This is a genomic window from Shewanella sp. S23-S33 (genome assembly GCF_043359565.1).
GTDB lineage: Bacteria > Pseudomonadota > Gammaproteobacteria > Enterobacterales > Shewanellaceae > Shewanella > Shewanella oncorhynchi.
On the sequence record NZ_JBHFFD010000044.1, the window covers coordinates 122,616 to 144,909 of the forward strand.

The following is a 22,294-nucleotide window of genomic DNA, read 5'->3' on the forward strand; positions in this document are numbered from 1 at the left end:
ATGCCAAGATTACGCCTTGCCCTTTGCGGCCTAATGATCGCTTTGCTCAGTGCCTGCTCGGTGAATAATACGAGCAATGTCTCCTGCGATTTTGTGCGCGGAACCAACAATAATCAAAGCATGCGCGACGCGAGCGGCCACGATACGGGCAGCGCCGATGAGCGGCAAAAAGATGTCGGTATCGGCTTCTTGAATGTCATCTTTGGCGGCATCAGCCGAGCTCTTTCTTCCGATGATTCATCGGATGGAAAATGCGTGTAACGCTGTGAGTTATCTTTGAGTGTTCATCATCCCCGCTGTGAGGGGATGATGATCAAAGCCGCGGTAAGGTGGGCTGCACGAATAGGGATGACACTATCGGTAAATTGACAGTCTGTTTGCATACATACGCTGTGTTAATCTCTCCACTGGGCAGTTTGAATGACTAAAGTTTATTTACAATAATTTTCAATTACTTGATATTTTTCGACTTCAACTTTTGTGTATTCATTTCTTGAAGTTTTCACCATCTCAAAGAGTTTTACTCCACAGGTCTCCTTTCCGCTCGCTAGCTTTACGTAATCGTAAAGGGCTTCATAATTGCCATTAATTTTGGGTTCAAAGCTGATAATTTTGCGGCACCAAGAATACAAGGCTCCCCCTGAATCGGTTTGCCCTGGGGCAAATCCCGAAATTCCAACGCCATTAAATTGGAAGGCAAAAGGCTTTTCTGCGGGGATATAGACTTCATTTTGATGGGAGTCACCCAGCGTTTTATCATACGCGGGCATATCAAGCCTACTTAGGCTTCTAATTAAGTTCGCTTTTACACCAAGTGTAGCAATCCCGCTTTTAGCGTCGAATTCAGTAGATATGCAATCTTTTCTGCTTGGGACGTTAATAAAATTATTATTGCTAGGCACAGAGGCTAGTCGCAATTTGGCGCTTGGTCCTTCTTTCATGGGGTGTAAGTATTGATTTGAGGCGCAACCGGATAGCGCAACAATACCACTTAATAAAAGCACTTTTTTCACGTATATACTCCATAGTAAATGTTAAAATAACGTCCGTTTAAAGGGCTAGGTAACGTCTGCCGCCCTGTATTGTTAACAATTGTATCCGATGTATCCCGGTGGAGCCATCTCATGGCGTGTCAGTGCTGAGCTTTACTTCACAAATGTATGCAAAATTAGCACGTTATGCTTTATTATGCTTGATATACAGGGGGGGGAGGTTACTTCTTAATTGCTTGGTTGAGCATTTGTAAATAGTGCCACCTATCTTAAATCGCCGCGAGAATGTGACGCTCTGTTTACGTGCCCCTGAAGAGGTGTAGAGCTAATATATTAACTGCGCGTATAGGGATTTTACGTTTAGCAATCTTTGGGTTAATACTGATATTAACTGGCTGTTCCTCGACAAATTCGAGCAGTGCTAGCTGTGATTTTGTGCGAGAAACTGCTGGTAATCAGAGTCAACGCGAGGTCAGTGGTGACGATAGTCGTAGTCGCGATGTCCGACAGATGGATGTGGGCATCGGGACTTTAACCGCTATCTTCGGCAGTATTAGCCGCGCACTTTCTTCCGATGATTCATCGGATAAGAAGTGTTTGTAATAGGTGAGTTTTATTAACAAAGCTGTATTTTTACTCTGGGATATTGATTAAACACTTTCATTCCAGTGACTCGCCGACTTTGGTTTAAAAATAAGTTGTCCCTATAGACCCTACGGCGGCGACCATGCCGCCAATGGTCACTTCCACGACAGTGCTTAATCCCGTTAAACCCTTGGTATACCTGATAGTCTGTTATTTATAATTATACATTCCGAGAATTTAACAATGGGTGGCTCGTTAAGATTTTTTGACTTGCGAAGGAATATTATGGCTAGCAACAGAGTAAAACGATGTTTAAAATAAATTCAAGTTTGCGCTAATGCTTTCTTAGGGACATTAAACTTTTAACCTATTACAGGGTAGTTATTTTGAGTACAAATCTACAACCATTTTTTATTGTGCAATCAGATCCTGATGGTAAGGGAATACCGTATTTTATGGATAAACATTGGACTCCTGAGCTACCTGACTATGAGTTTTATGACTCACCACCATGTGAGGGTGATTTTTTAAATGCTTATTCTCTTAAAGCAAAAACATATCAACTGAATGGTGATTATTTGGTTGATGAAAATTTAGTTTCTAATGAAATGTTATACTTGTGTGAAAAATTAAATGTTAAGTGTATTCGTATTCCTGTCGATATTAACCTGCATCGAGGAGTTCGGCCGCAGAAAAAGTACTTTTTATTTTTTCCACTAAGTTATTTGTCTATCTTAGATAAGGATGAGTCCACTTATACTATCTCGATTGACTTAGATTCTGGAAAATTGAACACGCAAGAGGAACGTGGGTTAAAGAAGACATATTATGAGTCTATAGATAAATTTAAAATAAAGAATAATATTCGTGAACATTTATTCTTTTGTAACGAGATAGCGGCTTCTGTATGTTCTATTCAGTTTAAAAACGAGTACGAGGCTCTTGGTTTAACGGGTGTGAGTTTTAAGGCGATAAATGATAATTATCAGTATTCTGCATGGGACTGAGTGCCTCATAAAATGAAAATATTGAAGCTAAGTACAAGGAGTGAATAATGGACTGGATTGAGTTAGAAGAAAAATGCTTTGAAATTACATACGATACAATCAAGATGTTATTGTTAGAAAATAAAGATGAGGCATTCTATGCGGTATCTCTTTACACTGACAGTAGTGCCATGTCAGCATCATTAAGTGCTAGCTCTGAGGGTAAGCTTAAAAGCATTCTCGCTGCTGAAGAAGATCAGAGCATAGAGTGTGAAAATTACTATAGATGGGCAGTATCTGAGTGGTTTTATGATGGGTATAATTCGGGAGCCTTCTCCAAAATAAGCAAGATGCTTCGAGAGGACTCATCTCGAGAAATAAACTTTGCAAAGTTTAAGAGTGAACTCATTCTGACATTATCAAATGTACTGGTCAGAATAAAAAGAGAACTGCCTATTGAGTTAAATTCGACAGTGTGTTTTGTTTCAATTACTGACGACGATGAGTCTGAGGAAATAGAAAACTCTTCTGCAAAATTAATAAACGATGCACCAGTTTCAATGAAATTTATTTTAAGGTTTGACTAATTAATCGTACAGATTTATCTATTAAAATAGAAACTAAGTATCTTTTTGAAAAGATGACAAAGATGACAAAGATGAAAAAGATAGGACAAACGCATCTTTTATTCATGGCGATTATTCTAAATCTTGATTCAAAAGATGTGACTGCTGAGATGGTCACCTCTGTCTGGACTGCGGTTTGGGTAGTTCAGGCTATCAGAATATACGGCAGTTTATGGGATTAAGCACTGGCATGTAAGTGACTGTTGGCGGCCTGGACGCTCTTTCACGTCCTGTGATCGCGGCATTCGCACTTCCGTGTGCAGCAGATGACGCCGTCGAGCCCGCATGGATGACTTATTTTTAAACCAAAGTTGGCGCGTCACTGGAATGACAGTGCTAAATCACTTCTCACGTCACAGAGTCTAATTGTTATATCTTTTGACGCATTCTTAGTTGAGCCATGTTGAACAATCAGGAGACATAAATCAGACCACCCAAGATAAACTGCAACATAGTTAAAAAGACAGGATGATAGTGGCATCGTAGATACATGAATAGTGCTTGAAGCAAAACATAAATCGAATTATGTTATTGCTTTATATGGAGTATTACTCCGCTGAATTTATCACTAAGGATTTTTTGATGATTAGAATATTGTGTTTAATTTATTTGATTTTAGTGTCATATAGTTCAATTGCATCATCACCTATAGTGGAGGAAATAGTGACTTCTGAATTGGCGAAGGAGTTAGGCTTTATTATAAAAATTGAACCTCAAGGTGATATCGGTCAGTCAATCGAAGTTGTTGGGCCTTTAGTTATTAATTCTGATTGCCGTCCTTTTAGAACTGGCAGTTTTTTTACTGAAAAAAATGACAACCAGATTGCTGCATTTTTGACTACATTACCACTTTCCGATGAAGCTCCTAAAGTTTTAGGATTTACTCCGAATGATAGCTTTTATACCGTTAAGATGGTTATTGATTACACCTGTCCATCCCCTTACGAATCTGCAAGTCGAAGGTACGTGTTGCCAGTAAAGATAGAGTGAACAGGATAGGGGAAAAGACAGGGAAAGGTTAACTGTTTCATCCATGCTAATGAATTCACATTGATATGGAAGTGACCGTTGACGGCATGGATGCCGTCGTCGAGCCTATAGGGATATATTTACGGCGTGTCACTGGAGTAGCGATGTGAATTGAGTTGTGCAGTCATTTTAAGCTAGCTGGATTAAACGTTTTGATGCAAGAAGGAAGTCCTCGCTCCGCAGCCTCCGATTTTTGCTAATTGACATATAATGTCATCCCGCTATTATGGCTGCACCTCAGATTACACGAACAAGATCCTATAAATGAAAAAGTTATTTATTATGCTGGCGATGATTTTTGCGGTTAGCTTAGTTACTAGCCCAGTCGTTGAAGCGAAAAAATTTGGCGGTAGTAAATCTATCGGCAAAAGCCATCAAACGGCTCCGGCTCAACCAGCGGCGACTAACACACCGACTACGGCGCCAGCGGGAGCGCCGGGCAAAAAAGGTATGATGGGCGGCATGTTAGGCGGTTTATTAGCAGGTGGCTTATTGGCTGCGCTGTTTATGGGCGGTGGTTTTGAAAATATTCAAATCATGGATATTTTGATTATCGGTTTGCTGGCATTCGTGCTATTCAAAATCGTCCGTACTGTGATGGCTTCAAAAGCGGGGGCGCAGCCAAGACCAGCCTACGCGGGTGCTGGCCAACCCAATCCAAATATGCAGCGCCAACAGACTGAACAAACAGGTTTTGCCAGCAATGTTACAAATAATGCAAACAGTGGCAGCAATGGTTTTGGCCAAGCGACAAGCGCAGTTCCTTTTGATTTGCCAGCCGGTTTTGATTTACCCGGCTTTTTGGAAGGTGCTCGTAGTCACTACAAAACCTTGCAATTGGCGTGGAATGAAAACGACTTAAGCAAAATCCAAGAGTATGTTTCTATTGATCTTTACAATGAACTCAGCAACCAACGTCGCGAGTTAGTTGGCGATCAGCACACAGAAGTGATGTTTTTGGATGCAGAACTTGTCCGCGCCACACACAATGCAAATCTTGCGGAAGTGAGTGTTAAATTTAGCGGCCGCTATCGCGATACCGTTGAAGGCGTAGAAGAGGACATTAAGGAAATCTGGCATTTAGAGCGTAACGTAACACAAGCCAATTCACCTTGGTTAATTGTGGGTATCGAACAGTAATCAGCTCAGTGTTTAAAGCAGCCTTAATCTCTTAAGGCTGCTGTTTACATCCCCTTTCGTTTCAATCCAGCCTTCCCTAACAGTTCAATGTCATCGATAGATTGAAAAAATCCGGCTGTCATCGCATTCACTATTGGCGGCAGCAAGACTTTGCTGATTATTTGAAAATAGTTAATTAGTGCATCAATTGCTAAATAAAAAATCCCCGCACTTAGCGGGGATTTTGTTATTCGCTCAAAGGGTTACACAAATTGTCTGATGGCTATGGCGATGATCAGCACTGGACACACATACTTCACGTACCTTGGCCAAATACGCCAGAAAAGTCCTGTGCTATCGACACCTTCTTGCCCACGAATTACCTTGAGCAGCTGGGTTTGGCGCCAAATCCAACCTAAGTAAACCGCAATACCGAGGGCGACCAGCGGCTGGGCGATTTGGGTGGTCAGCATTATAGTGAAACTAAATAGCGTCTCAAAAAATACCGCCAGTAATAAGGATAATGAGGTCAACAATAGACCGATGATCAAGGTGGCGCGTTGACGGCTGAGTCCGAACTTTTGCATCACATAACTCGTCGGCACTTCGGCGATAGAAATGGCCGAGGTTAAACCCGCGATGATCAGCAGAACAAAGAAAATCACGCTGATGATAAGGTTAGCCGTATCGCCTAAGGTGGAAAATAACGCGGGTAAGACAGTAAACACTAATGCATCCGAATCGAGTAATTTGCCCTCAGCGTTAAAAATCTGCACGCCATTGTGCTGGGCGACATACATGGCTGGGATGATTAAAAAGGCGGCGAGAAAGGCGATGCCGCTGTCGGTAAAGGCAACCCAGACGGTCAGTTTGGCGATATTCTCTTTTTGGCTCAGATAACTGCCGTACACCATCATGGCACCTGTGCCTATGGTGAGGGAGAAGAAGGTTTGTCCGAGCGCGCTGATCAAGGTATCTGGCGCCAGCGCCTTGGTAAAGTTAGGCGTTAGTAGCGCGCTTATCCCTTCGCTCGTACCATTTAGGGTGAAGATATACGCCACGCCCGCGATCAGCATGATCAGTAATAACGGCATTAAGCGTTTCGACCATTTTTCTATGCCTTCTTGCACGCCTTGCAGTAATACCAGAAAAACCAGCGTGCTGAAGATCAGTGTAAACACCAGATTACGTGACAGCGAAAAATCCACTAGCCAAGCGGCGGTATCATTCGAGCCAAAGGCTGTGGCGATAGGCGCGATGGCAAAGCTGACAAACCAGCCGGAGAGAATACTGTAGAAGGTATAAATCAATCCCGCTGTCACTATGGAAAGCAAACCTATGGTCTTGCCTAAACCGCGGGTGAGCGAGTTGAAGCCGAGTTTGCCCATGGCATCGGCGGGGTTGGTTTGCCCGTGGCGACCTATCATAAGTTCGGCCATCAGCATGGGAATGCCTAGGATGAAAATCAGCACTAGGTACACCAGTAGAAAGGCGCCGCCACCATGGGTGGCTGCTTGGGTGGGGAATCCCCAAATATTGCCGACGCCAACGGCGCTACCGGCTGCCGCCATGATAAAACCTAAGCGTGAGCTGAAGTGGTTAGTTGAACTTGTATTGGCCGATTGCATTGTGCCTCCCGTAAAAAGAAGGCGTATCTTAGGCGGATAAATTAGGATTTCAACGCAATTTTAGTGCGTTAATTTGGTGTTAATCGGCAATAGTTTATCTGTTTTTGGCTATAAGTTAATGTTGTGTGCCGCCTATCTGTTTTGTGCGAGATTTTATTGCTATCAGGTGCGGCGGATGGTCGAGATTTGGCGAATCATTGCGATGATAAAAATTCATTGAATTGTGATCTTATGGTCAAAAAATACCGTATGGCAGATGTCTAACCGCTATTTTGTGCTATGACTGTTACTTGTGCCGCTGTCTTGCTTGCGGTCTTTACTGTGACTGTCTGGTGTTGGCTTATGCTTGAATGTTGACATGCCCTAAGGGAATGGCCGTGTGGTCCTTAACCTTTTTGAGGACAAAGCTGGAATGCACCCCTGCGATATGCACGTTGGTCGTGAGTTTATCTAACAGGAAAGTGCGAAAGTGCGCCATATCTTGTACTAGCACTTTAAGTTGGTAGTCGGCCTCTGAGCCCGTGATCAGCGCGCATTCTTGGACTTCTTCGTAGGCGAGTGCATTGGTTTCAAATTGATTGAGAATCGCCGGCGTATGTTTCTCCATTCGAACATGGATATACGCGGTCAAATGCAGGTTGAACTTATCCGCCGACAGACGCGTTGCATAATCGGCAATATAGCCCGCTTCTTCTAAGGCTTTAACACGGCGCGAGCAAGGAGATGGCGATAGTCCGACTTTATTGGCCAGTTCGAGATTCGATAATCTGCCGTGAGTTTGCAGTAAGCGCAGAATCGTTAAATCGAGTTGATCGAGTTTGTAGTGGGGAGTGTCTGTCATCGAAAGCTTAGGGTTAACTGAGTCAGCCTCTAGTTTGCCAGTCTTAGCCGACTTTGCCAAAAATCTTGATCAAATGAGACATTTTAAGGTTGTGACAGTGATAACGGATAGAGATTTTGGGAGTCGCGCTGTTTGGAGCTCCCGTTATTTACCGCTATTGTTATGATACTAATAAGAGTGAGACACTGTATGCGCTTGAGTTTGTTGCTAATCTGCTTATTCATATTACCGACTTATGCATTTTCTGCATCGTTAACCATTGGTAGCGCTCTAAATCGACCGCCTTATATTATCGAAGATGCTGAATCAGGGCTTGAGATCGAGATTATTAAGGCCGCGTTTAAGGAAATGGGGCAGCCAGTCAACTTCAAATTCTACTCTCGTAAACGCCAAGTTTTATATTTCAATAAAGATCGATTAGATGCTGTAATGACGATGAACCCTGCAAATGGCGTTGATGGTTATTGGTCCAATGATTATGTTGAATATACCAATGTGGCGATCAGTTTGGCCGAACAACACCTTGAAATAACACGTATTGTGGATCTTAAAAAGTACAGTGTCGCCGCTTTTGAAAATGCTCGCTTCTTACTTGGCCCTGAGTTTAATGCCGTAGCGCAACAGACTATTTATCGCGAAGTCGATAGCCAATTAAGCCAGAACCGTATGTTGTACTTAGGTCGCATTAATACAGTGATTGCGGATCGTTATATATTCGCTCAACTGAATAAGTTCGTTGAGGATGATGTTGATACCCAGCAAGCATTAAGCTACCACTTTATTTTCCCCCCAACATCCTATCGAATGGTGTTCCACAACTCAGTGGCGCGGGATACTTTCAATCAAGGGCTCGCTAGAATTAAGGCCAATGGGATTTATCAGGCCCTAGTGGCAAAATACTTAGGCAGTGCTTAGCAATGCCTAAGTATTTAATTTCATAGTGTTTGAAGCTATCGTATGTGAGTCGACAGCCAAATCGAGACGCTGAATTAACAGCGTTAGCGTTCAGATCCTTTAGCAAACGCATGCGAGAGTGGACGCAACTTACTGACAAAGAACACGCTACATCCGCTGATGATGGCGGCTAAAAAGGTTGAAAACAGCACATCCTGCGGCCAATGCATGCCAAGCAGCATACGGCTTAATCCCATCAAAAATCCCCAGCTCCATAACGCCATGACTAGGCTAGGTAATCCAGCGAGTAGCAAATAGTAGCTGGCGGTAAGCACTAGCGTCACAGCAAAAATGGTATGTCCCGAAGGAAAAGAATAGCCGATTTCATCTTCCCAATGCTGATGGATCCGTGAGTCGAGTTTCAAGGCAGGTTCTGCAGCGATCAAGCCATCGAGTGCATTGGCAATTGTCTTTGAACGTGACTGTTTATCCAATTGATAAAAGGCATCGAGTGAAAGCGGTTCATGCTTAGGCAGTGCTTGTTCTGCTAGAAAAACGAGATTAGGTCTGGGTTCTTTAAAATAGGATTTGAGGGTGTGGCTTAAGCCTAAACTGATAACTTGGCTGAGGCTGATGGCAAAAAATAAACTTATAAAGAGTGGTTTAGGCATATGACGATAGGCGATCGCCAATACAAACAAGACTGTTGCGACGCCATAGGGCGCAGTGCCAGTCATGGTAATCCAATATAAGGTTTTGGCTAAGGTAGAGTGCAGATCGATCAGTGGAAACAGCTGATTCTGTGTCAGTAATAGTAAGCCCGGAATGGTTGCCAACAGTATCCAAGCTAAACCTAAACGGCGTAAAAGATAGACGCTATGGGTCAAAATATAAGCCTCTTCATAAAACGCCATAGGCTACAACGCGGCAATGGTTTTGCCAATAAAAAAATCCCGACAGCAAAAGATGGCGCTGTCGGGGGTCTTCAAGGGTGGATCGGTAGGGCGCTATTGCGCCGTGTTCTTAGGGTGATGCCTAGTCACGAACATCAAAATCAACAGTACGACTAACAGTAAACCTGAACCCATCAATAGGGCGTAATCTTCCAGTTGCAGTATCGAGTACAGCACTGCATATAAACTCACCAGCATAATGCCCACTAATGCACCGCGCTTAATACTTGCTGTGGCACTCCCTACATAAGCCGATACCGACAGCACGGGAATACAGGCGGCAATTAAATAGGCATGCAAGAAGGCTAGATGCTCAGATAGCGAGAGTAGTAGCAAATAGAACAAGGCCATGGCGCTGCCGACTAACACATATTGAATCGTGCTTAGGCTGGTTTTTTGTCCGATTTCGAAGATAAACAACATGATAAAAGTCAGCACGATAAACAGTAGGCCGTATTTTACCGAGCGATCAATCTTGCCGTAGTGAGTCACTGGTTCGAATAAAATCGCATTGGCCGACACTTCAGTGAGAGTCGATTGATTACTCTTAATAAACTCTTGTGGATAGTTACGGGTTAAGTGGCTGATATTCCAACTTGCAGTAAAGCCTTGCGCGTTGATGTCCCGTTCTGCGGGTAATAATCCCTTAAAGCTTGGATGCGGCCAGTCGGCGCGAATATTGATTAGCGTTTGCTCGCCTAGTGGCAATGCGCTGATAGACTGAGAGCCGCGTAGTGTCATGGCAAAATCCACACTAAAATCACTCGCTTCGCTGACTTGGATCTTTTGATTAAAGCCTTTTTCTAAACCGCCAGTGGTTAACCCCGTGCCCGACATCAGTGATCCAGAGAGTAATGTCGATTCACCGGTGATTTCAATTTTTTCTACTTTATCAATTGCTTGATTCGATGACACCCCAAAGACTAACCGGGCATTTTTGTTATCGAAGGCGATAAGGTTAGGAATATCATAACGGTTAAGGCTGAAGTCGGCCTGACCTTGTAGAGCTGCGTTATACACCAGCGATTGATAAATGCCACGGGTGCGAAAATCATGTTTTAGGTCTAAGTCGAGGGTGAGCTTTTTCGGTAGGATCACTAGCTCATCTTGATAGGTACGCTTCACTTCATGGCGAGTTTTACCGTCGTTACTGACTTCTTCTTGCAACACAAAATAGCTGTAAGGGATCACCAGCGCAGGACCTGAGAGGGTTTGCTGCTCACCCCATGAACGGCCGATTTCATCGACAACGCTGTGGTAAAGGGCTTGGCGATCAGAAGTCATATCCATAATGATCCCCAGCGGGATCAACGCGAGGATTGAGAGTATGCCAATGGTTAAGGCTTTTAATAAGGTGGTGTTTTTTAATGCAGTTCCCTTTGCGGTGGCTACTGCCAACGGTTCTTGTGCTGACATATCGATTCCTTGACTTCGATTAAATTTTTTGAGGAGTGCTCGCACCACTAAATAGGCTGCGCTACCAAATAAGGCCAAACTAAGTAGGGTGAGTACCCAGAAAATAATGCTGAACATTGAATTTCATTCCCTATGAAATACGACCGAGACTTATCCGCTAAGATTGTGCAGAGTTAACTCGGTATCACGGCGGGTATTAAAACAGATTTTCTTACAAAAGTTGCGGGCAAGTTGCTGATCAATAGTGGCAACATTATGGCGATTGCCGCTAAACCCATACTCATTATTCAAGTTTATGAATCTGATAGTGGGATGTCTTTGCCAAATTTTGGGTGTTTTTTCTCGTAGTCATTTTCTTTTTTAATATGCTTGAGCAGTGCTTCGAAGCTTTGCTTAAAGACGTCAAGTTCTGCGGAATAGACTACGGCATGGTGGGAAAACCAGTGGTGTTTTTCTCTATCACGGTTACTGTAATCGGGCCAAATACGCAGCTCATACTCATCACCCATGACGACAATGACATAGGCAATGGCGCCATTGCTAAAGATGATACATTGGGGCAGGTACACCAGCTCTTCGCCTTTAAATAACTCATACTCTATCGCTTCGGTGCGCCAACTCACTATCGGTAGCGGCGCCTCGATAGAGCAACCAATCGACTGATGCTGATTAAACAGTACCGCGTTAATGTCATCCATTGAAAAGGGCTGGTGATCGCCATTTTTAGCAGCAAGTGAATACAAGATATTCATCAAAAATGGCAGCTTAGTGCCATTACCCGTTTTGCGGCCGCAGAGTTGTGCGTGGCGATAGTAGATATTCATCATCAATCCTTAATGAAGAGCCTATGCCAGATAGGCTCTATTTCGAGTCGTGAAACTAACGGGCAGGTAAACCGATAGCCGTTAAGGTATAAATGGCTTATGTTATCCGAAGATACTGCCTAGTGAGTAGACTTGTGCGTACATTTCACAAACCTGCTAGTTGAATAGTGTGCTAAATACTTTTATTTTCAGTTTGTTATATTTTTTCTCTGGTTTGGTATTTGCTTGTCGTTGAATTTGGAGAATCGATGCCTAATCCCTTTTCACCTCGCGAGTGGCTGCAATTAAATATGCAGCAGCAAGGATTATTGCAACCATATACCTCAGTTACCGAGGCAATTTCACGTCTCAGTTATGTACAAATTGACTCTATCAACGTGGTTGAGCGAGCGCATCATCATGTGCTGCATAGTCGTATGCCAGAATATCAGCCAAAGATGCTCGATATGGCTTTAGCCAAAGGAGAGATTTTCGAATATTGGTCCCATGCGGCAGCTTATTTACCGATTGCCGATTACCGTTTTAGTTTGCAGCGTAAACAGCTGCTGCAAAATGGCGGTAAGCATTGGTTTGAGCCCGACGATAAAATAATGCAGGAAGTGCGGGCGCGAATCCTTGCAGAAGGGCCACTCAAGGCCAGTGATTTCGAACATAGTGAAGCTAAAAACGGTACCTGGTGGGATTGGAAGCCCGCGAAGAAAGCCCTAGAGCAGCTGTTTATGCGTGGTGAGTTGATGGTGGTGCGGCGGGAGAAATTTCAAAAGGTTTACGATCTTACCGCACGAGTGTTGCCACAAGATGTAAATGCCAAAGCACCGACAGATAGTGAGTTTACGCGCTATTTGATTGATCGTTATCTCGATGCCCACGCCTTCGGTACTGCGGCGCAAATGGCTTATTTACGCAAAGGTATGAAATCAGCAGTAGCCCAAGAGTTGGCAGAGCTGCTAGCTCACGGGCTATTAGCGTGTTTTAAGACGGCGGGCCAAAGCTACTTTTATCGCCCTTCATTACAGCTAAATGCACCATTACCTAATAAAGTGTGGCTGCTTAATCCCTTCGATAATTTATTGATCCAACGGCAAAGATTAAAGCAATGGTTTGATTTTGATTATCAAATTGAAGTCTATGTCCCAGCCGAAAAGCGTCAGTATGGTTATTATTCTTTAGCAATTCTGTGGCGCGACACTTTTGTTGGTCGCGTGGATGTTAAAGCCGATCGTCAAGCTAACCTATTGCTATTACAGCAATTGATTTTAGAAGAGGGCGTGATGGTGAATGGCTTAGATGAGGACTTCTGTGCGGCCTTTGATATCGCAGTCAGTGAATATGCTCGTTTCAATGGTTGTGACCGCTGGAAGTTAGTTAAGGCTAACCATAAAGGCCTTAAGCAAAAGTATGCTCGCCAACAAAAGCTTTAACTATTTGTCTCTTTAGTTGGAGCATCCATAAAGCGAAAGCAGCCATACAGTAAGATTAGATACAGCAGTGGCAACGCAGCAATGACTAAAGATGAAGAAGTCGCAGTACTATCGCTCGTAATGCGATAACAGGGAATATACACGGCGGGATAAACTAGGCTTCCCCATAGAAAACACTGATTCATCAATCGATAGATAAAAGCGGGTTTAATGCTTGATTGACTGGCCAATCCCATCAAACTGGCGAGAAGCACACCGGGATAAGTGAGTAGCGGCAGGCCACCAAGCAACAATAATCCCCAAAGAAGATAGTCCTGATAGTGTGTGCTGATTGTGACATCCATTGTAGCTTCATTCCTTGATTGTTCGACGCTAAAGCATTAAGTCTGTTTATGCTCTGGTTGCAGCGGTGGCTTTACTGCCAGCCCTTGCTGCATCTTAAGCCAAAAGCTTTGCTGACATAGATTGCTAAAGGATTTTTGCTGCGGCGAAATCGCAATATGAGCTGTTACAACTCGATAGCTGAGCCAATAATCTTCACAAACCATGTCTGACTCATAAACTTGTTTATCTTGCTCGCTTAGCTTGCTAATCACAACCCCGTTATCGAAGTGATAAAGCGTTATGGACTCACAAATCTCCACATTATCATCGTGATAGGTTTGCTGCTCGTTTGATTGGCTTACCACGTAGACAGGGCTTGGATAGCCTTCAATAGCAAGGATATAGCTGGCGAGTTGTTGCATTATTTCCCCAAGTGACTCAATGCTTGAAGTGTTAAAAACAAAAAAGCACAGCTGCGCTATCGCTAACTGTGCTCTTTCAAACATGCATGATAAGTTAGCCCGCCGCGTTGAGCTTTTTTTCTAACTCATTGACTTGAGCTTGTAGGGCTTCTAATTTTTCGCGGGTTTTCAGTAGTACATGTTGCTGCACATCAAATTCTTCACGGGAAACCATATCCAACTTGAGCAATTGATTTTGCAGTACTTGCTTACTGCGCTCTTCAAATTCACCGGCAAATTGCTTTAGACCGCTGGGCAAACTTTCGCTCAATTGTTTCGCCATTTCTTCGATTTTCTTTGGATTGATCATAATCTTGTCCGCCTCTTTACTGAATAGCTCGATTGTAACTCAGTACGTTAGCTTTCAAAAGTAAAGCAGACGCGTGAACACTTTAGTTGGCTGTTGTTGGGGTTTATATCACGGAGAAGCTTATCTACAGAGTTGAGTTCTGCTCAACCTAAGCGGGGATTTGTTAGCCTTAAAACTGTCGATTCTGCTATGATCCCATCCCTTTCTGTCGACTTGTTTGGATATTGCGCAAAGATGAAACTCAATCCCGCCCAAAACGATGCTGTTCATTATGTTTCAGGCCCTTGCCTAGTCTTGGCGGGTGCGGGTAGTGGTAAAACGCGCGTCATTATCAATAAAATCGCTTACTTGGTCGAAAAATGTGGCTATAAGGCGCGTAATATCGCGGCGGTGACCTTCACCAATAAGGCTGCCCGCGAGATGAAAGAGCGGGTCGCTCAGTCTATGGGCCGCAAGGAAGCCAGAGGTCTGTGGATTTCGACCTTCCATACTTTAGGGCTTGAGATCATTAAACGCGAGCATAAGGTCTTAGGCTTAAAGCCAGGCTTTTCGCTGTTTGATGATCAAGATACCTTGGCACTGCTCAAAGAGTTGACCCAAGACGAGTTGGATGAAGATAAAGATTTACTCAAAGCGCTTGCCAGTACGATTTCAAACTGGAAGGGTGGCTTAATTATTCCCGAGCATGCACGCAAAATCGCTAAAGATGAGCAACAGCACTTATTTGCTATGTTGTATCAGCGTTATGCTCAACATATGAAAGCCTATAACGCTTTAGATTTTGACGATTTGATTCTGATGCCAACCTTATTGTTACGCCACCATGAAGAAGTGCGTACGCGCTGGCAAACCAAGATCCAATATTTGCTGGTGGACGAATATCAAGATACTAATACCAGCCAATATGAAATGGTAAAGCTGTTAGTGGGTGATCGGGCACGCTTTACTGTGGTGGGGGACGACGATCAGTCAATCTATTCATGGCGCGGTGCTAAGCCACAAAACCTCGTGTTATTGGGTAAAGATTTTCCGCAGCTTAAGCTGATTAAATTGGAGCAGAACTACCGTTCTAGCCAGCGGATCCTACGGGCTGCTAACATTCTTATCGCTAATAATCCCCATGTTTACGATAAAGCCCTGTTTAGCGAGCTTGCCTATGGTGAGCCGTTGCGGGTGCTGTTTGCCGCCAATGAGGAGCAAGAGGCTGAACGTGTTGTTGCCGAAATTGTGCGGCACAAGTTTGTCGGCCGTACTCAGTTTGGCGATTATGCGATTTTGTATCGGGGTAACCATCAATCACGGTTACTCGAACGCGCACTGATGACGAATCGTATTCCTTATAAATTGAGTGGCGGTACATCATTTTTCGCCCGTGCTGAAATTAAAGACATCATGGGGTATTTGAAGTTAGTGGTGAATCCCGACGACGATAACGCTTTCCTGCGTATCGTTAATTTACCTAAACGTGGCATAGGGCCATCAACCTTAGAGCGTTTAGGTAATTTTGCCAACGAGAAGCATATTTCTATGTTTGCGGCGATTTTTGAGCCTGAACTGAATCATCATTTACCGCCTGCGGCTATGTCATCTTTGTATCAGTTTGGTCGTTTTATCGTGGAGACAGGGGATCATGCCGAACGTGGTGAACCCGTCGAGGCGGTGAAGCATTTGATCCGTAAGATCAATTACGAAGATTACTTATACGAAACCAGCACCAGTGCCAAGGCCGCTGAAATGCGGATGAAGAATATCTCAGAGCTTTACCGTTGGGTGACTGAGATGCTCGCGGGTGATGAGTTAGATGAGCCTATGACCTTGCCAGAGGTGGTGACTCGATTGACGCTCAGGGACATGATGGAGCGCAATAGTGAGGATGAAGGCGGCGATCAGGTGCAGTTGATGACCTTGCATGCTTCTAAGGGCTTAGAGTTTCCCTTCGTGTTTATGGTTGGAGTAGAAGAGCGTATTTTGCCCCATCAAACCAGCATAGACGAAGATAACGTCGATGAGGAGCGTCGGTTGGCGTATGTGGGTATCACTCGAGCTCAACGAGAGCTTTGGTTCACCCTCTGCCGCGAAAGGCGCCAATTTGGTGAAACCATGCGTTGTGAGCCAAGCCGTTTCTTACTTGAGTTACCTCAAGATGATGTGGTGTGGGAAAATCGTAAGCCACAACAAACGGAACAGGAGCGGATGCAAACGGGGCGGGCAAATATTTCTAGCTTAAGAGATATGTTTAAAAAATAGCGAGCGGTTTCGCTTACTATTCTTTTAAATCAGCTACTTATTTTTTACTAGGCATATTCGAGCTGAGCACATATCTGTGGTTGGGTTTCACATAAGGTAAAAGTGTCGGCTAAAGCAGCCCCCTGGCCCAGCTGATAACCCAGTTCACTGAAGATACGTTTTTGTTCAGGGTTATCAATGCCATCGACAAAGGTTTGAAGCTCTAAGGTTGATGCCGTTTTTTGATAGGCTGACATTAACTTAAGCTGTTGCTCGCCTTGTATTTGTTTGGTGAGGTTGGCATCGAGTTTTAAGCCTTTTATCGGCAGAAACAATAAGCTATTTAATGCACTATAGCCGCTACCGTACTGGCTGATACCGAGTTTTACCCCGAGCTTCTGCAACAATTCAAAGCCATTGATATGATTTTCAGTTTCCTGCACTAGGGCTTTTTCATTGAAGAATAACCACAAATGGCTCAGGTTTAACTGGGTTTGCTTGAGAGTGTTTTTCAAACTGCGCAGTACATGCTTATGCTTGAGATGTTGGCTCGAAAGCATGACATGTAATTCAACAGATTCATCATATTGTTTGAGGAGTTGGGGATAGCTGCTATTTATGATGCTGATCGTATATTTATCGAGCTCAACGGTAAGGTGTGACTGTTCAGCAAGCGTGCTAAGTTGTTCCTGCTGTAAGAGCCCACGCTGCGGATGTTGCCAGAGCAGGCGGCTTTCTAATGCATGCACTTGACCTGTTTTAAAATTGACTACTGGTAAGTAACTAAGCTGGATTTCAGCATGGTGTAATGCATGTCTAAATTCAGTTTCTAACTCGACATCCTGTATGGCCTGATGTTGGGCGTTATCATCAAAAATAACATAGCAGCCTTTACCATTGGCTTTCGCCTGATACATGGCAGTATCTGCATTACGTAACATAGATTCACTGGTATCGATTCTGTGTTTGCCACTGATGGTGATACCGATACTGGCTCCAGAACTAAATTCCATTGTGCCAAGTCGATAGGGCTGGGATATTTTTTGGATCACTCTTTCTGATATATCTTTCGCGTCGTTGATGTTGTTAATGCTATCGAGCAGTATCACAAACTCATCGCCACCGAGTCGCGCTAAGGTGTCGTTATCACGAATGCAGGACTTGAGGCGGCTTGCCGTCTCAATTAAGAATTTATCACCCTCTAGGTGTCCCATAGTATCGTTAATCTGTTTGAAGCGGTCGAGGTCGATAAACAGTAGGGCAAACTGTTCTAAGCTATGGCGACGAACATGCTTGATCGCTTGAGATAAACGCTCCATAAACATAGCGCGATTAGGAAGGCCTGTAAGTGCGTCATGTTTGGCATCGTGAACTAGCTTGGCTTCCATACTACGGCGTTGTTGAATTTCTTTCTCAAGACTTTTATTCAGTTCGGCTAACGCTTTGGTACGATCAATAACCTTTTCTTCTAGCTCTTCATAACTGCGTTGTAAGGACTCTGCGGACAGCTTTTTCTCGATAGCCGAGCCTATATGTTGTGATACAAATGTCAGTAATTCTAAGTCTTTAACTTGGTAATTCTGTGTCATGCTAAAACTGTAAATCGTTAACGCACCACGAACTTGATCATGGATAAAAAGCGGGATTCCGATCCACTGATGCATGGTTTGAGTATGATTTAACGCTGGCGCTTGGGAATACAGCTCACCAGAGGCAATTAATGCATTGATACTGCTTTGATCTAGCAGTAGTGGGCGCTTATGTTTGAGCACATATTCGGTTAAGCCGTCTTGTAGCGGCCGAGTGCCTGGGTGCTTATTGGCTAATTGCGATACATAAAAAGGAAACGTGAGATGAGTTTCTGTGTCATCCAAAAGCGCGATATAGCAGTTATTGGCCGGAATTAAATGTCGAATGACATTATGCAATTGGGCATAAAAGTCTGGGTTGTCTGCACTGGAACTTGCTAGCTCGGCGATTTCGAACAGTGATTTTTGTAAGCGTTCAGCTCTACGCCGTTCATAGACTTCTAGTTTTAACTTATCGTAGGCTTGGCTGAGTTCTTTTGTCCTTTGCTGGATAGCTTGCTCTAATTGTTCTTGATGTTTTAGCCGTTCCATTACCCCAGCAATATGGTGACATATGAACGTCATTAACTCGAGTTCGATTTCACCATAACTGATATTTGTGTCATAGGTTTGCACCACTAACACACCCGTTACTATGTCATCTTGTTTGATGGGCACGCCCAGCCACAGATGACAGGGAGAACCTAAATTAACAATTTCTCCTGCAGCAATCAGTTCATTGACTGTGTCATTGTTACACAACAAAGCTTCCCCAGTTCTGAGTACGTAGCCTGTTAATCCTTGCTGTAATAATGTAGATAGTGATTGTTCAGGATAAAGCTCCGCTGGATGGGCATCTTTCTCATCAGCGAAAAAGGGGATGGCGAGTTCACCTGTGTGAGTATCCAGGGTTGAAATAAAAAAATTATCAGCGGGAATGAGCTGTTTTAGATGGCTATGTACGCCGACATAGAATTCTTCGAGTGAAGAAGCATGAGTCGCAATATTGGATATTTCGAGTAATGCGTTTTGAATGATCTCAGCATGCTTATATTTATGCGCTAATTGTTTTAAGCGAATAATTTTTTTGCGTAAGCGTTCAATTTCACTCACACGCTGCTGGCCAGTTTCATCTTCATCCTTAAACATGATACTCACTAGTTAAATATATGTTTGCTTTTACCAAAGTCTATAATTAGCATGAAATACTGTAACATCCAAGTCATATTTTGGCTGCATTCCGCTTTAAAAGTCAGCTAATGTGATAAAACTTGAGCAGTCAGTAAAAAAAGTGCAAAACAGCTATAGACTCAAAGGGGATTTGACCCTAGTATATGCGGCGCTAACCAAGGCGAGCGCCCATAGCTCAGCTGGATAGAGCGCACCCCTCCGGAGGGTGAGGCCGAAGGTTCGAATCCTTTTGGGCGCACCACTTCCGAACAGAGTTGTGAGCTTTAAGGTTAGCAAAGTAAGTGGAAATCAGTGGTGATTGTAGCTCAGTTGGTAGAGTCCCGGATTGTGATTCCGGTTGTCGTGGGTTCGAGCCCCATCAGTCACCCCATTCATTTACTTTAATATAAAGATTTTCATTCTCGGTGATTAGCGCAGTCCGGTAGCGCATCTGGTTTGGGACCAGAGGGTCAGAGGTTCGAATCCTCTATCACCGACCAAATTCTTCGCGTGACTAGCGAACTTAATGTAAGTTAAGTAAATAGTTAATGTTTTACGGTAATTAGCGCAGTCCGATAACGCATCCTGATGTTTTGGATGAAAGTGGACGAGAGGGTGAACCCTCTAAGCGTATGTAAACAATAGTACAAAATTTACGGTGATTAGCGCAGTCCGGTAGCGCATCTGGTTTGGGACCAGAGGGTCAGAGGTTCGAATCCTCTATCACCGACCAAATAAGTAGAAAAGCCTCAGCATTCATTAATGAATACACTGAGGCTTTTTTGCATTGGCGAAATGGAACTACTCACTGACATTATCATGTTTGTTGTCGCTTGATAGCGCATCCTTAATGAGTATAGAAGTTGGCCACAGTTCTTATTTACACCTGGCAGACTTGCAGAGCAGAACTGTATCGGCATAGTCACTCAACCGTAGAAAAACAAAAAGCTCCTTACGGAGCTTTTTGTTTGCAAACATCACTTCTTAATAATACGGCTTAGTCAAGATTCACTGGCGGGGCGATAAAGCCTTGATAGGCATCTGTTCTAAGCTCGTTAAAACGTTCTAGCTGAGCTTTTTCTTGAATACCCGTCACTATGACTTGAATGTCCAATCCTTTTGCTACGTTGATTAGGGCGCGGCACAATTCGCTATTGTGGTGTGTCTCATCATAGTAGGCGAAGGATTGATCCAGCTTCACATAGCTAGGTCTTAATTCCTGTAGATAAGACATAGAGCCAAACTGACGACCAAAGTGGTCAATACCAAACTTAGCACCGTTATCGCGAATGATGTTACATAAGTGCTGGCATGACTTAAGATCACTATAAACACCAGCCTCAGGGATTTCGAAGCAGATGCGCTCAATAAATGTGGCATTTCGCAAAAATTGATTTAGCCACTCATGGAACTGAGGATCGTTAATACTTTGGTGTGTTAAGTTAATTGCGAGCGGTTCATAGCTCCGCTCGAGCAGTTTTTGCTCGTAGACAGTTTCAATTAAGCATTTATCGAGTAAGGCACCAAGTGATAATAATTCGATATACGGCATAAATTGCCCTGCATGGGCGAGTTGATCGCCAAGCTCTAATTGGCAATACAATTCCCGTTGCGCTATGCCATCACCATCGCAAAATTGGATGGGTTGCCATCTAAACTTAAACTTCTTATTGCTGATGGCATGGCTTAGGTTATCGCGCCATTGCTCGCGGGTGAATAATTGCTGCTCTGTGGTTTCAAACCAGTGGAAGGTTTTATTTTCTTGTAACGCTTTTTGAAGGGCATTGTCGGCTTGGGCCAAAATATCCGACACATTCATTTGCCCAATACGTTCCGCAATACCGATAGCAAAGTCTTCGTTGGGCTTACAGCCTGCTTTTGACATTTCTTGGTTGATGGTACGGATAAGTGTTTGTAAATATTTGCTGATCTGATCGTGTTCAACATCGGTCACTAAAAATGCAAATTCATAGGCGGCAATACGCCCTATGACCGAAGGCGTTATTTCGTTTAATTGCTGTTGAAACTTTTCTGCGAGGATCCGTATGGTTTCATCTCGAACTTGATAGCCATATTTACTGTGCACTTCTTCGAGCCAGTCGAGCTTGGCGAGGAATAAAGCGCCGCTGCTAGATTCACTTAACCAACCATTTAAACGGCTTACTACATATTGGCGGTTAGGCAGGCCTGACGCCGGATCGACAAGATTCTTCTTACGTAATGCGCCAACCTCTTCGTCAAGAGAATGGAACACTTGTTTCAATTGAGCTGACATGCTGTTAAATGCAGTCACTAAGTCTTTTAATTCGGTTGTTTTGGGTAGTGCCATGTCTGGACCAAATTGGCGTGCTGCGATACTTTTTGCGTGTTCAGAAAGGGTGTGGAGGGGTTTCAATATCCATGTTAAGCCTACTCTTGCTGTAAAAATAGCAACGAGAAAAAGTAGTGAGAAGGCGATGATGGTATTGGACATGATTCGCCATAGTTCATGATAACCAAAACCAGGATGAGCAGTGATTTCAAGCTGTGCTAGCTGCAGCCAACCCGAGGTGATAGTGCTTTGTTTTTTTATGGTTTTAAACAGATCTAGATTGATAAACCATTGAGGGACATCTTCAATTTTTAAAGGATTATTCCACTCTTGTTGCTTACCATCGACCATCCAAGTCAATTTTACATTTTGATAGTAACCACCTTCAAAAATAACATTCACTAAGGTTTCTGCCGCTGCGGTATCGCCGGCTTCAAGTGCTGGGGTAAGCATTAGACCGAGTGAAGTGCTGGCATTGTTTAGATCGGACTCCATTTGCTTTGTTAAAAAGCTTTGAGTCTCAGTGAATTGCACATAGCCAAGGCTTGCAACTACAAGCAAGAACAGGCTAAAAAGCAGCGAATAAATCTGTCTAAACAGTGTCATTTTT

At 43.6% G+C, this 22,294-nt stretch carries 21 protein-coding genes and 4 tRNA genes; 14 read left to right on the plus strand and 11 right to left on the minus strand.

What is annotated here, in order from left to right; all coding sequences use genetic code 11:
* Nucleotides 1-261, plus strand: coding sequence for a hypothetical protein (locus ACHA99_RS11805; protein WP_168825969.1), 261 nt, complete (start codon nt 1-3; stop codon nt 259-261).
* 170 nt (nt 262-431) lie between these two features.
* On the opposite strand, the gene ACHA99_RS11810 is transcribed toward ACHA99_RS11805, so the two are convergent.
* Entirely contained in the window at nt 432-1,013 is a 582-nt protein-coding gene (locus ACHA99_RS11810) for a hypothetical protein (RefSeq protein ID WP_198573262.1), read from the minus strand.
* A 414-nt stretch (nt 1,014-1,427) separates the two neighbouring features.
* On the opposite strand from ACHA99_RS11810, the gene ACHA99_RS11815 reads away from it, so the two are divergent.
* The 6 genes from ACHA99_RS11815 (at nt 1,428) to ACHA99_RS11840 (ending at nt 5,358) form a co-directional block, all read left to right on the plus strand.
* Nucleotides 1,428-1,595 (plus strand): hypothetical protein, encoded by a 168-nt coding sequence (locus ACHA99_RS11815; protein ID WP_242068409.1) that lies wholly within the window; start codon nt 1,428-1,430, stop codon nt 1,593-1,595.
* Between the two features lie 368 nt (nt 1,596-1,963).
* Nucleotides 1,964-2,584 carry an imm11 family protein gene (locus ACHA99_RS11820; RefSeq protein WP_393942889.1) on the plus strand — a complete coding sequence of 207 codons (621 nt, stop codon included), beginning with the start codon at nt 1,964-1,966 and terminating at the stop codon, nt 2,582-2,584.
* A 47-nt stretch (nt 2,585-2,631) separates the two neighbouring features.
* Nucleotides 2,632-3,150, plus strand: coding sequence for a DUF4303 domain-containing protein (locus tag ACHA99_RS11825; RefSeq protein WP_393942891.1), 519 nt, complete (start codon nt 2,632-2,634; stop codon nt 3,148-3,150).
* 62 nt (nt 3,151-3,212) lie between these two features.
* Nucleotides 3,213-3,371: a hypothetical protein gene (locus tag ACHA99_RS11830; RefSeq protein ID WP_393942893.1), complete on the plus strand. Its 159-nt coding sequence runs from the start codon at nt 3,213-3,215 to the stop codon at nt 3,369-3,371.
* A 400-nt stretch (nt 3,372-3,771) separates the two neighbouring features.
* Nucleotides 3,772-4,179, plus strand: coding sequence for a hypothetical protein (locus ACHA99_RS11835; RefSeq protein WP_393942895.1), 408 nt, complete (start codon nt 3,772-3,774; stop codon nt 4,177-4,179).
* A gap of 303 nt (nt 4,180-4,482) precedes the next feature.
* Nucleotides 4,483-5,358 (plus strand): Tim44 domain-containing protein, encoded by an 876-nt coding sequence (locus ACHA99_RS11840; RefSeq protein ID WP_393942897.1) that lies wholly within the window; start codon nt 4,483-4,485, stop codon nt 5,356-5,358.
* A gap of 242 nt (nt 5,359-5,600) precedes the next feature.
* Here ACHA99_RS11840 and ACHA99_RS11845 read toward each other — a convergent pair whose 3' ends face one another.
* On the minus strand, nt 5,601-6,965 hold the full coding sequence (locus ACHA99_RS11845; RefSeq protein WP_393942899.1) for a sodium-dependent transporter: 1,365 nt from the start codon (nt 6,963-6,965) through the stop codon (nt 5,601-5,603).
* A gap of 340 nt (nt 6,966-7,305) precedes the next feature.
* Nucleotides 7,306-7,806, minus strand: a complete 501-nt coding sequence (locus ACHA99_RS11850) for an Lrp/AsnC family transcriptional regulator (RefSeq protein ID WP_393942940.1) — start codon at nt 7,804-7,806, stop codon at nt 7,306-7,308.
* A gap of 189 nt (nt 7,807-7,995) precedes the next feature.
* On the opposite strand from ACHA99_RS11850, the gene ACHA99_RS11855 reads away from it, so the two are divergent.
* Nucleotides 7,996-8,721 carry an ABC transporter substrate-binding protein gene (locus ACHA99_RS11855; protein ID WP_263163980.1) on the plus strand — a complete coding sequence of 242 codons (726 nt, stop codon included), beginning with the start codon at nt 7,996-7,998 and terminating at the stop codon, nt 8,719-8,721.
* A gap of 83 nt (nt 8,722-8,804) precedes the next feature.
* On the opposite strand, the gene ACHA99_RS11860 is transcribed toward ACHA99_RS11855, so the two are convergent.
* The 3 genes from ACHA99_RS11860 to ACHA99_RS11870 form a co-directional block, all read right to left on the minus strand.
* Nucleotides 8,805-9,614 (minus strand): phosphatase PAP2 family protein, encoded by an 810-nt coding sequence (locus ACHA99_RS11860; protein ID WP_173913158.1) that lies wholly within the window; start codon nt 9,612-9,614, stop codon nt 8,805-8,807.
* A gap of 93 nt (nt 9,615-9,707) precedes the next feature.
* Entirely contained in the window at nt 9,708-11,186 is a 1,479-nt protein-coding gene (gene creD, locus ACHA99_RS11865; RefSeq protein WP_219234870.1) for a cell envelope integrity protein CreD, read from the minus strand.
* Between the two features lie 176 nt (nt 11,187-11,362).
* Nucleotides 11,363-11,893: a hypothetical protein gene (locus ACHA99_RS11870; RefSeq protein ID WP_306683563.1), complete on the minus strand. Its 531-nt coding sequence runs from the start codon at nt 11,891-11,893 to the stop codon at nt 11,363-11,365.
* Nucleotides 11,894-12,141: 248 nt separating this feature from the next.
* On the opposite strand from ACHA99_RS11870, the gene ACHA99_RS11875 reads away from it, so the two are divergent.
* Complete coding sequence (locus ACHA99_RS11875; RefSeq protein ID WP_393942902.1) at nt 12,142-13,314, plus strand: winged helix-turn-helix domain-containing protein; 1,173 nt, start codon at nt 12,142-12,144, stop codon at nt 13,312-13,314.
* On the opposite strand, the gene ACHA99_RS11880 is transcribed toward ACHA99_RS11875, so the two are convergent.
* From ACHA99_RS11880 to ACHA99_RS11890, 3 genes are all read right to left on the minus strand, one after another.
* The gene (locus ACHA99_RS11880; RefSeq protein WP_173496177.1) at nt 13,311-13,658 is read right to left on the minus strand and encodes a hypothetical protein; all 348 of its coding nucleotides are present in this window, start codon (nt 13,656-13,658) and stop codon (nt 13,311-13,313) included. The genes ACHA99_RS11875 and ACHA99_RS11880 overlap by 4 nt on opposite strands.
* 36 nt (nt 13,659-13,694) lie before the next feature.
* Complete coding sequence (locus tag ACHA99_RS11885) at nt 13,695-14,060, minus strand: hypothetical protein (protein WP_263207577.1); 366 nt, start codon at nt 14,058-14,060, stop codon at nt 13,695-13,697.
* Between the two features lie 94 nt (nt 14,061-14,154).
* A complete protein-coding gene (locus tag ACHA99_RS11890) occupies nt 14,155-14,409 on the minus strand; it encodes an accessory factor UbiK family protein (RefSeq protein WP_006083441.1) in 255 nt (84 codons plus the stop codon).
* A 234-nt stretch (nt 14,410-14,643) separates the two neighbouring features.
* Here ACHA99_RS11890 and rep point away from each other — a divergent pair, with 234 nt between their 5' ends.
* On the plus strand, nt 14,644-16,656 hold the full coding sequence (gene rep / locus ACHA99_RS11895; RefSeq protein ID WP_113940857.1) for a DNA helicase Rep: 2,013 nt from the start codon (nt 14,644-14,646) through the stop codon (nt 16,654-16,656).
* A 47-nt stretch (nt 16,657-16,703) separates the two neighbouring features.
* Here the strand turns inward: rep and ACHA99_RS11900 are convergent, their stop codons facing one another.
* The gene (locus tag ACHA99_RS11900) at nt 16,704-19,352 is read right to left on the minus strand and encodes a diguanylate cyclase domain-containing protein (RefSeq protein WP_393942906.1); all 2,649 of its coding nucleotides are present in this window, start codon (nt 19,350-19,352) and stop codon (nt 16,704-16,706) included.
* 206 nt (nt 19,353-19,558) lie between these two features.
* Here ACHA99_RS11900 and ACHA99_RS11905 point away from each other — a divergent pair.
* The 4 genes from ACHA99_RS11905 to ACHA99_RS11920 all read left to right on the plus strand — a co-directional run bounded on the left by ACHA99_RS11905 (nt 19,559) and on the right by ACHA99_RS11920 (nt 20,106).
* Nucleotides 19,559-19,635: transfer RNA gene (locus ACHA99_RS11905), tRNA-Arg, on the plus strand.
* Nucleotides 19,636-19,688: 53 nt separating this feature from the next.
* A tRNA-His gene (locus ACHA99_RS11910) sits at nt 19,689-19,764 on the plus strand.
* A gap of 32 nt (nt 19,765-19,796) precedes the next feature.
* Nucleotides 19,797-19,873: transfer RNA gene (locus ACHA99_RS11915), tRNA-Pro, on the plus strand.
* A gap of 156 nt (nt 19,874-20,029) precedes the next feature.
* A tRNA-Pro gene (locus ACHA99_RS11920) sits at nt 20,030-20,106 on the plus strand.
* A gap of 264 nt (nt 20,107-20,370) precedes the next feature.
* Here ACHA99_RS11920 and ACHA99_RS11925 read toward each other — a convergent pair.
* Nucleotides 20,371-22,290, minus strand: a complete 1,920-nt coding sequence (locus tag ACHA99_RS11925) for an EAL domain-containing protein (protein WP_393942908.1) — start codon at nt 22,288-22,290, stop codon at nt 20,371-20,373.
* Between the last annotated feature and the right edge of the window lie 4 nt (nt 22,291-22,294).

Coding starts and splice junctions, on each gene's coding strand:
- ACHA99_RS11900 (WP_393942906.1), bottom strand. CDS start 19,352: ATGTTTAAGGATGAAGATGAAACTGGCCAGCAGCGTGTGAGTGAAATT.
- ACHA99_RS11845 (WP_393942899.1), bottom strand. CDS start 6,965: ATGCAATCGGCCAATACAAGTTCAACTAACCACTTCAGCTCACGCTTA.
- ACHA99_RS11850 (WP_393942940.1), bottom strand. CDS start 7,806: ATGACAGACACTCCCCACTACAAACTCGATCAACTCGATTTAACGATT.
- ACHA99_RS11825 (WP_393942891.1), top strand. CDS start 2,632: ATGGACTGGATTGAGTTAGAAGAAAAATGCTTTGAAATTACATACGAT.
- ACHA99_RS11830 (WP_393942893.1), top strand. CDS start 3,213: ATGACAAAGATGAAAAAGATAGGACAAACGCATCTTTTATTCATGGCG.
- ACHA99_RS11855 (WP_263163980.1), top strand. CDS start 7,996: ATGCGCTTGAGTTTGTTGCTAATCTGCTTATTCATATTACCGACTTAT.
- ACHA99_RS11880 (WP_173496177.1), bottom strand. CDS start 13,658: ATGGATGTCACAATCAGCACACACTATCAGGACTATCTTCTTTGGGGA.
- ACHA99_RS11925 (WP_393942908.1), bottom strand. CDS start 22,290: ATGACACTGTTTAGACAGATTTATTCGCTGCTTTTTAGCCTGTTCTTG.
- ACHA99_RS11835 (WP_393942895.1), top strand. CDS start 3,772: ATGATTAGAATATTGTGTTTAATTTATTTGATTTTAGTGTCATATAGT.
- ACHA99_RS11875 (WP_393942902.1), top strand. CDS start 12,142: ATGCCTAATCCCTTTTCACCTCGCGAGTGGCTGCAATTAAATATGCAG.
- rep (WP_113940857.1), top strand. CDS start 14,644: ATGAAACTCAATCCCGCCCAAAACGATGCTGTTCATTATGTTTCAGGC.
- ACHA99_RS11885 (WP_263207577.1), bottom strand. CDS start 14,060: ATGCAACAACTCGCCAGCTATATCCTTGCTATTGAAGGCTATCCAAGC.
- creD (WP_219234870.1), bottom strand. CDS start 11,186: ATGTTCAGCATTATTTTCTGGGTACTCACCCTACTTAGTTTGGCCTTA.
- ACHA99_RS11870 (WP_306683563.1), bottom strand. CDS start 11,893: ATGAATATCTACTATCGCCACGCACAACTCTGCGGCCGCAAAACGGGT.
- ACHA99_RS11840 (WP_393942897.1), top strand. CDS start 4,483: ATGAAAAAGTTATTTATTATGCTGGCGATGATTTTTGCGGTTAGCTTA.
- ACHA99_RS11860 (WP_173913158.1), bottom strand. CDS start 9,614: ATGGCGTTTTATGAAGAGGCTTATATTTTGACCCATAGCGTCTATCTT.
- ACHA99_RS11805 (WP_168825969.1), top strand. CDS start 1: ATGCCAAGATTACGCCTTGCCCTTTGCGGCCTAATGATCGCTTTGCTC.
- ACHA99_RS11890 (WP_006083441.1), bottom strand. CDS start 14,409: ATGATCAATCCAAAGAAAATCGAAGAAATGGCGAAACAATTGAGCGAA.